This window comes from Salinispora sp. CH2A1_6 (assembly GCF_056820975.1).
The window spans coordinates 66819-78599 of sequence record NZ_JBXEDG010000001.1 but is presented as its reverse complement, the minus strand read 5'-3'; the positions used below and the strand labels follow the sequence as shown (position 1 = coordinate 78599).

Annotated in this window: 12 protein-coding genes and 1 tRNA gene; 5 read left to right on the top strand and 8 right to left on the bottom strand. The window is 68.7% G+C overall.

The features are described from left to right. Positions 1 to 3 precede the first annotated feature (3 nt). The 3 genes from AC1UKG_RS00370 to AC1UKG_RS00360 are packed head-to-tail and all read right to left on the bottom strand — an operon-like array spanning position 4 to position 2762. On the bottom strand, positions 4 to 1485 hold the full coding sequence (locus AC1UKG_RS00370) for a PP2C family protein-serine/threonine phosphatase (RefSeq protein WP_482642810.1): 1482 nt from the start codon (positions 1483 to 1485) through the stop codon (positions 4 to 6). After that, the gene (locus tag AC1UKG_RS00365) at positions 1482 to 1967 is read right to left on the bottom strand and encodes an FHA domain-containing protein FhaB/FipA (RefSeq protein WP_018254878.1); all 486 of its coding nucleotides are present in this window, start codon (positions 1965 to 1967) and stop codon (positions 1482 to 1484) included. The genes AC1UKG_RS00370 and AC1UKG_RS00365 overlap by 4 nt, the downstream gene beginning before the upstream one ends. Before the next feature lie 6 nt (positions 1968 to 1973). Beyond that, the gene (locus AC1UKG_RS00360) at positions 1974 to 2762 is read right to left on the bottom strand and encodes a DUF3662 and FHA domain-containing protein (RefSeq protein WP_018743573.1); all 789 of its coding nucleotides are present in this window, start codon (positions 2760 to 2762) and stop codon (positions 1974 to 1976) included. A gap of 221 nt (positions 2763 to 2983) precedes the next feature. On the opposite strand from AC1UKG_RS00360, the gene AC1UKG_RS00355 reads away from it, so the two are divergent. The 3 genes from AC1UKG_RS00355 to AC1UKG_RS00345 all read left to right on the top strand — a co-directional run bounded on the left by AC1UKG_RS00355 (position 2984) and on the right by AC1UKG_RS00345 (position 5047). After that, positions 2984 to 3069 (top strand) — tRNA-Leu (locus AC1UKG_RS00355). A 101-nt stretch (positions 3070 to 3170) separates the two neighbouring features. Beyond that, the gene (locus tag AC1UKG_RS00350) at positions 3171 to 4244 is read left to right on the top strand and encodes an NAD-dependent epimerase/dehydratase family protein (protein ID WP_018813916.1); all 1074 of its coding nucleotides are present in this window, start codon (positions 3171 to 3173) and stop codon (positions 4242 to 4244) included. After that, positions 4241 to 5047: a WecB/TagA/CpsF family glycosyltransferase gene (locus tag AC1UKG_RS00345; protein WP_018743571.1), complete on the top strand. Its 807-nt coding sequence runs from the start codon at positions 4241 to 4243 to the stop codon at positions 5045 to 5047. The genes AC1UKG_RS00350 and AC1UKG_RS00345 overlap by 4 nt, the downstream gene beginning before the upstream one ends. Positions 5048 to 5114: 67 nt before the next feature. Here AC1UKG_RS00345 and AC1UKG_RS00340 read toward each other — a convergent pair whose 3' ends face one another. From AC1UKG_RS00340 to AC1UKG_RS00325, 4 genes are all read right to left on the bottom strand, one after another. Next, the gene (locus tag AC1UKG_RS00340; RefSeq protein WP_482642811.1) at positions 5115 to 6671 is read right to left on the bottom strand and encodes a S8 family peptidase; all 1557 of its coding nucleotides are present in this window, start codon (positions 6669 to 6671) and stop codon (positions 5115 to 5117) included. A 262-nt stretch (positions 6672 to 6933) separates the two neighbouring features. Continuing rightward, positions 6934 to 7338 (bottom strand): hypothetical protein, encoded by a 405-nt coding sequence (locus AC1UKG_RS00335; protein ID WP_018743569.1) that lies wholly within the window; start codon positions 7336 to 7338, stop codon positions 6934 to 6936. 182 nt (positions 7339 to 7520) lie between these two features. Then, positions 7521 to 7742 (bottom strand): DUF397 domain-containing protein, encoded by a 222-nt coding sequence (locus AC1UKG_RS00330; RefSeq protein WP_018743568.1) that lies wholly within the window; start codon positions 7740 to 7742, stop codon positions 7521 to 7523. Next, positions 7712 to 8593: a Scr1 family TA system antitoxin-like transcriptional regulator gene (locus tag AC1UKG_RS00325; protein ID WP_018730928.1), complete on the bottom strand. Its 882-nt coding sequence runs from the start codon at positions 8591 to 8593 to the stop codon at positions 7712 to 7714. The genes AC1UKG_RS00330 and AC1UKG_RS00325 overlap by 31 nt, the downstream gene beginning before the upstream one ends. Positions 8594 to 9016: 423 nt before the next feature. On the opposite strand from AC1UKG_RS00325, the gene AC1UKG_RS00320 reads away from it, so the two are divergent. Continuing rightward, the gene (locus tag AC1UKG_RS00320) at positions 9017 to 9304 is read left to right on the top strand and encodes a hypothetical protein (protein ID WP_018743567.1); all 288 of its coding nucleotides are present in this window, start codon (positions 9017 to 9019) and stop codon (positions 9302 to 9304) included. Positions 9305 to 9465: 161 nt separating this feature from the next. Here the strand turns inward: AC1UKG_RS00320 and AC1UKG_RS00315 are convergent, their stop codons facing one another. Then, positions 9466 to 10158: a PASTA domain-containing protein gene (locus AC1UKG_RS00315; protein WP_482642812.1), complete on the bottom strand. Its 693-nt coding sequence runs from the start codon at positions 10156 to 10158 to the stop codon at positions 9466 to 9468. Between the two features lie 262 nt (positions 10159 to 10420). Between AC1UKG_RS00315 and AC1UKG_RS00310 the strand changes: the two genes are divergently transcribed. After that, positions 10421 to 11686, top strand: coding sequence for a hypothetical protein (locus AC1UKG_RS00310; protein WP_475889607.1), 1266 nt, complete (start codon positions 10421 to 10423; stop codon positions 11684 to 11686). The last annotated feature ends 95 nt before the right edge of the window (positions 11687 to 11781 follow it).

The following is an 11781-nucleotide window of genomic DNA, read 5'->3' as shown; positions in this document are numbered from 1 at the left end:
CGCTCACTCGGGCGACCGGCAGGCAGCCGGATCGATGGCCGGCGGTGGGATGGCAGGCAAGGCGTCAGGCGAGGGGGTCGGGTCGGTCGGCGCGCCGGTTGCCGGCGTGCTCGGTGTGGCAGGGCTCGCCGGAGGTGCGCTCGGTGTGGCGGTGGTCGCCGGAGGCGAACTCGGAGCGGAAGCGGACGTCGGCGCAGCAAGCTCCGCTGTCGGGCTCGGCACCACTGGCGGGCTCGGGCTCGGACTGGGGCTGGGGGGACAGGTCGGCTTCAGGTTGGGGTTGGTCGGGGTGTCGGCGGTCAGCTCGGCCAGCCGACGCTGCGCATCCGCTTCACTCTTGGCCGGGATGCCCTGTTTGACTTGTTCCTGCGCGGCGAGCGTGAGATCGTCCAGCTTGGCGGAGCTGGTCGAGTGCACGGCAGAGAGGTCGAGGCCGGCAACCTGCCCCTCGATGCCGCGGAACACCGCGACCTGGCCACTGTCCGTGGCTCCGACGTAGTAGTGCCGCTGGGTGTAGCTCCACCCACCGTAGAGCGCTCCGCCCAGAAGGACGAGCAGGGCGAGGCTCATCGCCGCGAGGCGGACCGGCCGACGGCGACGGCGCTCCGGCTCCTCGTCAACCCCGGCTGTCGGCTCGTCCGGCGTCACCGGTGGAGACCCGGAGAGCGCCGAGGCGCGGGCCGCGGGGGTGGAGTCGTCGGCGGAGGTCGCCATGCCCCGGTCCCGGGCGGCGGCGCCACCGACGATCGGGGTCGCCTCGACGATGTCCTGGTCCGTCGCGTCGGCGATGATCACGGTGATGTTGTCCGGTCCGCCACCGCGCAGCGCGAGCTGGACCAGCCGCTCCACACACTGCTGCGGGTCGGCGTACTCCCGCATCGTCTCCACGATCGTCTCCGCGCTCACCACGCCCGAGAGACCGTCGCTACAGATCAGGTACCGGTCGCCGGTAAGGACCTGGCGGACCGAGTACTCCGCGTCGATGTCCCGCCCGTCAAGAGCCCGGGTCAGCAGCGACCGCTGGGGGTGGCTACTCGCCTCCTCGGCGCTGATCCGGCCCTCGTCAACGAGCATCTGGACGTACGTGTCGTCCTTGGTTATCTGGGCGAACTCGCCGGCCCGCAGGAGGTAGGCACGGGAGTCGCCGATGTGCACCATGCCCAGCTTGCTGCCGGAGAAGAGGATCGCGGTGAGCGTCGTCCCCATCCCCTCCAGCTGCGGGTTGGCGTCAACGGTCTCGCGTAGCTGTTGGGTGGCGTTGGTGACAGCCGAACGAAGCGCATCAACGAGGGCGTTGCCCGGCACATCCTCATCCAGCGGTGCCATGGCACCGATGACGATGTTGCTGGCGACGTCACCGGCGGCCATACCGCCCATGCCGTCGGCGACGGCGAGTAGCCGTGGCCCGGCATAGACGGAGTCCTGGTTACCGTCTCGGATCAGCCCGCGGTCGCTGTGGGCCGCATAGCGGAGGGTCAGAGTCATGGCCGTAATTCGAGTGAGGTGCGCCCGATGCGGATCGGCACGCCGAGGGGGACGGGGGTAGGTCCGGTGACCTTAGCGCGATCCAGGTAGGTGCCGTTAGTCGAACCGAGGTCCTCGACGAACCACTGCCCGTCGCGAGGCACGAGCCGGGCGTGTCGAGCGGAGGCGTAATCATCGGTGATCACGAGGGTGGAATCCTCGGCGCGGCCGATTGTGATCTGCGCTTCACCGAGGGTGATGCGGGTGCCGGCTAGCTGGCCGGCGGTCACCACCAGCTGGTGTGCCGCCTTTCCCCGCTTCACCCGGGCCGGCTTACCGCCCTGGCCAAGGACGGCCCCGACGCCCCGGGGAGCCGCCACCAGCCGACCAGAGCGGGCACCCGCGAAGAGGTCCCGGCGAATGACCCCGACCACTGTGAAGACGAAAATCCACAACAGGATCAGGAACCCGAACCGGGCAACGGTGATGACGAGCTCCGGCAAGGCGGATCAGCCGTCCACGCGGAAGGTCAGCGTCGTGGTGCCGAGCTGGACCATGTCGCCGGGGTTGAGGGCGACCGCGGAGACCCGCTGACCGTTGACCATCGTGCCGTTGGTCGACCCGAGGTCGGTCAGCACGACCTGCCCGCCGTCGAAGTCCAGCCGGGCGTGTCGCCGTGAGATGCCGACATCGGGTAGCCGCAGGGTGGCCTGGTCGCCTCGGCCGATCACGGTCGTGCCCAGCTGGAGCGGGTAGGTCCGCCCGTCGCCGGAGACCAGCCGCACGTTGTGGCCGCCACCTTGGCCGGGCGGCGGTCCGTAACCGCCCCCCTGGTCGTAGGCGGGGTAGGCCGGCGGGCCGGCGTCGTAGCCCGGCCCCGACACCGGGGCGACCTCACCGCCGGTGTACACCTCGGCGGTGACCCGGAACATGCCGGTGTCGAGCCCCTCCCCCCGTTCGATCTCGACGATCACGTCGCCGTAGACCGTCCACGCCTGCTCGCCGATGAACTCCGCCTGCGACTGGGCCAGCTCCTGGGCCAGTGCGGCGGCATACGGCGCCAGGCGACTGTGGTCGTATGGCGAGAGATCGATCACGTAGCGGTTGGGCACCAACGTGCGCCCACCGGCCAGGATCGCCTTGTGCGCCTCGGCCTCCCGCTGCATGGCGTTGAGGATCTCCACGGGGTGGACCACCCCTTTGAAGACCTTGGCGAAAGCCCCTTCGACCAGGCCTTCCAGACGCTTCTCGAAGCGTTGCAGCACGCTCACCGGCTCCTCCTCGGGTCCCGAGGACATGATGGTATCCGGCCGAGAAGCGTGCAGCTCACACGCCGCTCGGCCACGCTGATCCCGGCCCGTTCGGCGGGCCGGCTCCGTCGTGCTAGTCTTTCGTCCGCCACAAACGGTGGCCGTCCTACGAGGGTAACCGTTGGTGGCAAGTGCGAGGAGCCACGTAGAATGTCCCGAGCCCGGCACCGCCCGGGGGCCGGACACCAGGTGTCTCCGGTTGAAGCCACGGGGAAGTGGCGGAATGGCAGACGCGCACGGTTCAGGTCCGTGTGCCCGAAAGGGCGTGGGGGTTCAACTCCCCCCTTCCCCACCAGACGAGGGCCCCGCAGTAGCGGGGCCCTCGCGCCGTCTCGGGGCACGTTGCGTCACGCTATGCTCCGATCGTTCTTGACTCCGACGGACCAGGAGTGACATGTGAGTGTCGCATTCGTGACCGGATCGGGCGGTCTGATTGGCTCCGAAGCGGTCCGGCATTTTGCCAGCCTCGGCCTCGACGTCGTCGGTATTGACAACGACATGCGGCAGGAGTTCTTCGGCGCGGAGGCCTCGACGGCCTGGAACGTCCGACGGCTCACGGAGGAACTCGGCGCCGCCTACTCGCACCAAAGCATCGACATCCGCGACCGGGACGCGCTCGCGAAGCTCTTTCGCCGTTACGGCCGCGACACCGCCGTAGTGATCCACACCGCAGCGCAGCCGTCGCACGACTGGGCCGTCCGCGACCCGTTCACTGACTTCGACGTCAACGCCGCCGGCACCCTCAACGTGCTACAGAACGTCCGCGAGCACTGCAGTGAGGCGCCGGTCATCCACTGCTCCACCAACAAGGTCTACGGCGACCGGCCGAACAGCCTGCCCCTGGTCGAGTTGGAGACCCGGTGGGAGATCGAGCCCGGGCACCCGTACGAGCAGGGCATCCGGGAGGACATGTCGATCGACGCCTGCCTGCACTCGATCTTCGGCGCCTCCAAGGTGGCGGCGGACGTGATGGTGCAGGAGTACGGCCGTTACTTCGACATGCGGACGGCTTGCTTCCGCGGCGGCACCCTGACCGGGCCCGCGCACGCCGCCACCGAGCTGCACGGTTTCCTCGGGTACGTGATGCGGGCCAACATGGAGCGCCGGAAGTACAAGATCTTCGGATACCAGGGGAAACAGGTCCGGGACGCGATCCACAGCTCGGACGTGGTCTCGGCGTTTGAGTCGTTCTTTCGTAACCCGCGCTCCGCCGCCGTCTACAACCTGGGCGGCGGCCGGCACTCCAACACCTCGATGCGCGAGGCCTTCGCCCTGGCCCAGCAGATCACCGGACAGGAGATGAACTCCGAGTACGTCGAGGCGAACCGAATCGGCGACCACAAGTGGTGGATCGGCTCGAACGAAGCCTTCCACGCCGACTACCCGGACTGGAAGCAGGTCTACGACGTGCCCATGATCATGCGTGAGATCTACGAGGCCAACGTCGACAAGTGGGTTCCGCAGTCATGACCCTCCGGGGCAAGCGGAACGTGCTCGGCGTCCTCGTCGATGTCACCGACTACGCCACCGCCACCGAGACGGTGGTGACGGCGGCGCACGAGCGGCAGCCACTGGCGCTGACCGCCCTGGCCGTTCACGGCGTGATGACCGGTGTGCTCGATCCCGCACACAACGCCCGGTTGAACTCGTTCGACGTGGTCACTCCGGACGGACAGCCGGTGCGCTGGGCACTCAACCTGCTGCACCGCGCCGGGTTGACCGACCGGGTCTACGGCCCGACGCTCACCCTGCATGTGCTGTCCCGCTTCGCCGACGAGGGCCTTCCGGTCTACCTCTACGGCTCCACCGAGGAGACCCTCGCGACCCTGGTGCCGGCGCTGGAGCGAATGTTTCCCGCGCTGAAGCTCGCCGGGGTGGAGCCGTCCAAATTTCGACCGGTGCAACCCGGTGAGGATGTCGAGATCGCCGATCGGATTCGGGACAGCGGGGCCCGACTCGTTCTGGTCGGGCTGGGCTGCCCGCGGCAGGAGATTTTCACGTACGCCATGCGACCGCTGCTGGACATGCCGCTGATGGCGGTCGGCGCGGCCTTCGACTACCATGCGGGTCTGCTGCGGCAGCCGCCACCGTGGATGCAGCGGGCCGGCCTGGAGTGGTTCTGGCGACTCGGTCTGGAACCAGGGCGCCTCTGGCGTCGTTACCTGATCCTCAACCCGGCCTACCTGGCCCGGCTGGCCGCACAGAAGACCGGCCTGTGGAAGGCGGAGCCGCCGGAACCCGCCACCGGCAAGCCCACCAGCTTCGCCGTCTGAGAAGGTCCCGGCACGGCAGGGGCCCCTCCCGGAGACTCCGGAAAGGGCCCCGCCCCGTGGAACCGGATCAGACGGTCAGGGTCCAGGTGTCGATGTAGCCGGTGTCCGCGCGGTAGGCGTCGCGGACCTGAAGCTGCCAGGTGCCGTCGGCTGCCTCGCTGGAGAGGTTCACCGTGTAGGTCTCGTTGACGTTGTCGGCGGAGTCGGACAGGTCGTTGGTCTTCAGCCGGTAGGACGAGCCGTCCGGCGCGATCAGGTCGATGACGAGGTCGCCCCGCCAGGTGTGGGGGATGTCCACCGCCACGGTCGAGGAGGAGGAGGCGTCCCGATCGCAGCCGGCGATGGCGATCGAGCTGGTCACCGCGGAACCAGCGTCCGGGATCGACACGTTGGTGTCGTTGGTGCCGGAGCAACCGGTCGGCGGCGGCGGAGGCGTGGTGCCACCGTCACCGACGTAGAGAAGCTTGTTCGGGGAGCCACTGCCCGGGGAGCCGATCGCACCGTCGGTGGCGTTGTCGACCAGCGCGTCCCGAACCTGCTGCGGGCTGTACGACGGGTTGGCCGACAGGACCAGCGCCGCGGCACCCGCGACGTGCGGCGATGCCATCGACGTGCCGCTGATCGTGTTTGTGCTGGTGTCACTGTCGATCCACGGCGCGGTGATCGACGAGCCCGGCGCGAAGATGTCCAGACAGCTTCCGATGTTGGAGAACCAGGACACTCCGTCACTACTGGTGGTAGAGCCGACAGTGATCGCGTCGGGGGTGCGGGCCGGTGAGTAGTTACAGGCGTTGGCGCTGCTGTTACCCGCCGCCAGCGCGTAGGTGACACCGGAGTCGATCGAGTTGGTCACCGCGGCGTCCAACGCACTGTTCGCACCGCCGCCAAGGCTCATGTTCGCCACCGCCGGCTGGACCGCGTTCGCGGTCACCCAGTCGACGCCGCCGATCACCCCGGCCCAGCTGCCGGTGCCCGCGCAGTTCAGCACCTTCACCGCTACCAGGTTGGTCTCCTTGGCGATGCCGTACGCCGTGCCACCGACGGTGCCGGCGACGTGCGTGCCGTGCCCGTTACAGTCGGTGTCGTTGTTGTCGGCGGTGTTGGTGCCCCAGGTAGCCCTACCACCGAAGTCCTGGTGGGTGGTGCGGATGCCGGTGTCGAGAATGTAGACAGTCACGTCACTGGCGGTGTTCGGGTAGGTGTAGGAGTTGTCCAGCGGCAGGTCGCGCTGGTCAACCCGGTCCAAACCCCAGGACGGGGGGTTGTTCTGGGTGTCGGTGATCGACACATGGTGGTTTTGCTCGACGTAGGCCACCGCTGGGTCGGCGGCGATCCGAGCGGCGGCACCGGCGTCCACCCGCAGTTCGGCTCCGCGGAGGGCTGCGGTGTACGTCCGGGCAACCTGGCCACCGTGCCGGTCCGCCAAGCGAGCGGCTGACCGCTCGACCGCACCGCGGCCTACCGCGCTGTCCTTGAAGACCACGATGTAGCTGTCGGCTACGGCCGTAGCGCCTCCCGCACTACGGATCTCACCAACCGGTTCAGCGGCCATAGCGGGGGTTGCGGACGCCATCATGGCCATCGTGGCTAGTCCGACGAACATGGACCTTCGGGATAGACCCATCTCCTCTGTCTCCCTCCGGATGGCATCGAGGTCGACCGACTCCCGGCGAGTCAATCGATAGATGCCAATCTATCGATAAGAATAATCGGCGGGGAGATGAGAAATCAACACATCTAGTTACCGGGCCCCAGTGGCCTGCCCGGAAAGTCACCGAGATGGCGACGGGGCCACGTCCGGGCACCGGGGGAGGAAGCCACCGCAGGCACCACCGATCAGCACCGCGGACTCGCGCCTGACCAGCGGCCCGACGTGGAAAACAAGGTCAGCGGGAGCGCCCGGAGCCCTGCACATAGAGAAGTTCGAGGATGGCCCGGGTCGCCTCGAACCAGCGATCCAGCCAACCCGGTGGCGGAACACTGCCCTTCGGGGGCAGTTCCAGCAGGAGACCACGCAGCAACGGGTGATCAACAAGTGATTCAACCGGTCCGGCTGACCAGCCATCGGCCGGAAAACCCGGCCCGGTTGGCGGCTCCGGGTCGAGCGAAGGCAGGGGGTGCGGCGGCGCAGGTCGCGGAGGTGTGGACCCATCCTGCCGCTCGCCAGCCTCGGCGTCCGGTGACACCACCTCGGTGAGCACCGTGTCCCGGCGTGTCCCGCGGTACTTGCCACCGAACCGCTCCGGCTTGCCCGGACCGTTGGTGAGGTTCTCTGACCCGATCGTCGTCATCCGTCTCGCCTACTTCGTTCGGTTGCCGATCGGCGCGGCGGGTCACTGACCTGCACCGTACCGACGGGTTCAACGAGACGGAGCCGTTGTGGCGACGGGCCCGGGGCAAGCCCGGTTCGCCGAACCCAGAACAACCGATCGGTGTCCCCATCCGAACGGGCGGACGGGGACACCGGTCCTGGTCAACGCGGGTCGAAAGCTCCACCCCGCGCATCGCTGACGAAGGAACGCCAGTCACCCCGGCTGAAGACCAGGGCCGGGCCAGACTTGTCCTTCGAGTCCCGCACGCCGACCGCCCCCGGCACGTACGCCACCTCAACGCAGTTGTCGCAGTTCGGCCCGCTCTTCGAGCTCTTGAACCAGGTGCCCTGCGTCAGGTCCACGGGGAACTCCTTGGTCGCCATTTCCACAACGGCTCCTCTGCCAGTTTCGCGATGTGTGCGATGGACTCCTCAGGACTGATGGCCGCCGCGCGGATGTGATCAAAGATGAAGCTGTACTTCTGCAGTTCGTCACTCTTTTCCAGGAAGAGCCCACCCGTGGCGTTCTCCGCGTACACAACATCCGGATCACTGGGTTCGGGGAAGCTCAGGATGCTGAAGGTCCCGTCCATGCCCGCGTGCGCACCAACCTCGAACGGCAGGATCTGCAACGTCACGTTCGGTAACTCGGTTACTTCCAACAGCCGCTTGAGCTGACCACGCATCACCGTGTCCCCACCCACCGGTCGGCTCACCACTGCCTCATCGAGCACCACCCACACATCGACTGAATCATCCTGAGTCAGCAACGACTGACGACCCAGTCGGACACGGACACGTTGTGCGACTTGTTCTGTGGTGAAGTCCGGCCGGGCAGCGCGGATCATGGCGCTCGCGTACTCCTCGGTCTCAAGTAGACCCGGCACGACCTGCTGCTCGTAGGCGCGGATGGAGCTGGCCGCCGCCTCCAGGCCGACGTACGCCCCGACCAGAACTGTGCTGTACGGATGCCACCAGCCCTTCTGTCGGGCCTCGCGAGCGATCTGTACCAGCTCGTCGCTCTCCGCACCGACCACGCCGTAGATCCGGAGCATGTCCCGGACATCGCGGGGCGTCGCTGTGGTGTGGCCGGTCTCGATCCGGGAGACCTTCGAGGCCGAGCACTCGAGCTGCTCGGCGACCGACTCGATGGTGATCCCCGCAGCCTCACGCTGCCGACGGAGTTCCGCGCCCAGCCGCCGCCGGCGGATCGTCGGGCTTCGCCGCTCAGCCACGGTGCCACCCCGGACTCAGTCTCGCGGTCATTGCCACCCGTCCCCCTCCACCTTGACAACTTCCCGGCGCGGCCGTCGCGCCGGGGAGGGCACGCCGGTGGACGGGCTCGCGACGGCGGATGGTGGCGGGGCGAACCCGGCCCTCAGTGTGCCGCCCGAATACGAACAGCTCAAGCATTGCATCGCTCTGGACAGACAACCCATCGGCAAGAACCGACATGCAACTTGCATGTCGCACGTCACTGATGCACTCTATTCCCTATGGAGGATCACGCAGAGTCCTACTCCGCTCTCCCACCGTGGTGATCCCACGGCCAAACACCAACAACGCCAGCCGGCGGGGCACCACCCCGAGGCCGACAACACATGTCCCCCGACAACTCCCGCCGGCGCCTCCGCCGGCCCTCTTTCCCAGGAGCCCATGTGCTTCCCCGCACCGGTGACGTACTGCACGTGACTCGCGCGGCGAGTGTCCAGTTCCTCCGACCCATCGCCTTTCGAGTGATCCGGGTCCTCGACTGGCCGACCTACGACGGTTGGCTCTGGCTCGACGGCTACGAGTTGAACGCATCGGGGGACGCGGTCAGCCGGCGGTCGATCTTCGTACAGCAGGAAGGGCTGGACCAGATCCAGGCCGCGCCGCAACGCCGCCCACACACCGTAGGGACACAGCGCCGACCGCTGGCGCGGACCCCCGCACGGGTGGGCTGAACTGCTGCGATCCACCGCCGGTGGGCGTACCTACGAGAGAACACCGGTACGCCTACCCGGCAGCTCCACCCGCACCCCCAGAACTCCGCACCTGGGAGCACCGGCCAGTCAGCCGGCAGGGGTGACGCCCGGCCACCGGTGGGCTGGAGGTGAGTGTTCGGTCAGCCAGTGGGGGTGGGTTCCGGGGTGGGGGTGGGTTCCGGGTTCGGAGTGAGCGTCGGCCGCTGCGGCGACGGCCCGGACCTCGACACCACCAGGACGACCGCCGTCCCCTCCGGCACCAGCGCACCCGCGCGCGGCTCCGTCTCGATCACGATGCCGGCGGGCTGCTCCGAGATTTGGTACTGGACCCGGTATGCCAGTCCGGTCTGCTCCAGGAGCGCCTGAGCCGTCGTCAGCGGCAGGTTGACCACTGGGGGCATCGGGACCTCACCCGGCTCCTCCGTCGGCGACGGCGCGGTCGTGGTTGGCCCGGTCGTGGTCGGGGCGGTCCTGGTCGGTGTGGGAGTCGTTGGCGTCGGCGATGCCGGTGCCGTGGTGGCCGACGGCGAGGAGTCGGGGTTGACCTGCTCGTCGTCGCCGGCACCGAGGGCGAGCCACAGACCGGCGCCGAAGACGGCGAGTAGGAGGACAATCGCCCCCCAGAGAATCGGCGACCACCACCGTCGCCCGTTCGGCTCCGCGTACCACCCGGGCGCCTCCTGATACTCCGGCGGACGCGGCGGCGGCACACCCGCACGCCCGGACCATGTCGCCGGCCCTCCAGTCGGCGGCAGCGGCGCGGTCTGGTCGGCGGGCAGCGGACGGGTCTCATCGTCCGGCCCGTCGGCGGCGGGCTTTCGGTCGTCACTCATCCCACGTCCCCCTCGCTGCCTGACGACAACCTAGCCCGCCAGCAGGGGGTTTGACGGGAATCAGTTCACCGCGGCCCGGTCCGTGTCAACGTCCGACCCAGCGATCGCCAGGGCGATCGCACTTATCGTCACCTCGAGCACCGAAAACCGGAACACCCCAGAACGATTACTCTGAGTGAGAATCTGAGCGTGGTACTCCCCGCCCCGACCACAGGACGTTACGCTCGCCGGCATGGCGAGACGCGGCTGGGCAATATCGATCATGACCGCGCTTGGCACCGCTGCCGGGGCCGGCGCCGCCGCGCTGGGCTTCGGCTACGGCCTGGGCATCATCAACTGGGCCCCGCCGCCCGATGAGAGCGTCGCCGTCACCGCCTGGACAGCCAGCCTGATCTGGGCCACGTGGATCGCCGCTACCTCTACTGTGGCTGGTGCGATCTGCGCACAACGCCTCCGTCGTCGTGGCCCGGTGGTGCATCCGCCTACCAACAGCCACGGCGAGCCGTCCAGAGCGGACTCGACGACCGGCAACCCGAGCGGATCAGATGCCGCCGCACCGACCACCTGGGTGGGGCCTGGCCAGGCCGAGTTGGCCGAGTCCGACAGTGCGCTCGGCAGAGCGGCGCTCGTCGGCGCCAGCGGGTGCGGTGCTCTGATCACGGTGCTGTTGACCGCCGTACCGGCACGGGTGGCTGTGGTACCCGGCGTCGCCGCGCCCCGCGAGGTCGCCGCTGGATACGCCGCCCTGGGTGTCCTGGTCGGCATGGCCATCGCCGGCTGGGCGTTGCACTCCCGCGCCGCCGCCACCAACGTGATCGCAACCGTCGGCTGGCTGTGGCTGCTCGCGGTGGTGGCGGTGGTGGATGGCGTCATTGCGGGACAGGGACTGAATACCGCCCAGCTCGGCATCTGGCAGCTCAGCGTCGGCGGAACCGAGCTGTGGCTCCGCGACTGGTTCTACTGGCCGGGTGCGCTGCTATCCCTCGGCTCCGCCCTTGTCATCGGCGTACTGGTCGCCCGTGGCCCGGCCCAACGTCCCGGCCAGCAGGTGGGTGCCACCGCCTCCGGCGCAGCCGGCCCGCTCCTCGTCGCGGTCGCCTACCTGCTCGCCGTGCCGGACCTGGCCGACCTCGCTCCCGGCCAGACGTCAGCGCACCTCATCGCCCCGTACGCGGTCATCCTCGGTTTTGGGGGTTCGGCGCTGGTCACCGCAGTCGGCCAACAGGCCAGCCGCCGGCGGCGGACAACTGCGCACCGGCCAACGGAGCCCTCAGCTGATTCGTCCCAGTCGGCGAAGTCCCCAAGCGACCCGGAGCCGGACGGTTCGACCGTCGCGACGCCCACCACTCGCGGCCGGCCCCGCGGAGCAGGCAGCCGACGGCCCCGCACCGTGAAGGCGGACGCCACCAGCGGGGTACCGGTTCAGCGCACCGCGGACGATGCGCCAGCAGAGGATTCCGCCCCCGCCTCAGCGGAGCCGAAGGAAACGGGTTCGCGCCGGCCCCGATCCACCCGCCGCACCAGCTGACGGTGCTGGCGGGGCGCCCTACGACCGGGCGCTGCCTCGTGCCCGGCGGTCACCATCGACCCCGACGCTCCGGCCGGAGGGGCCTACGGTCAACC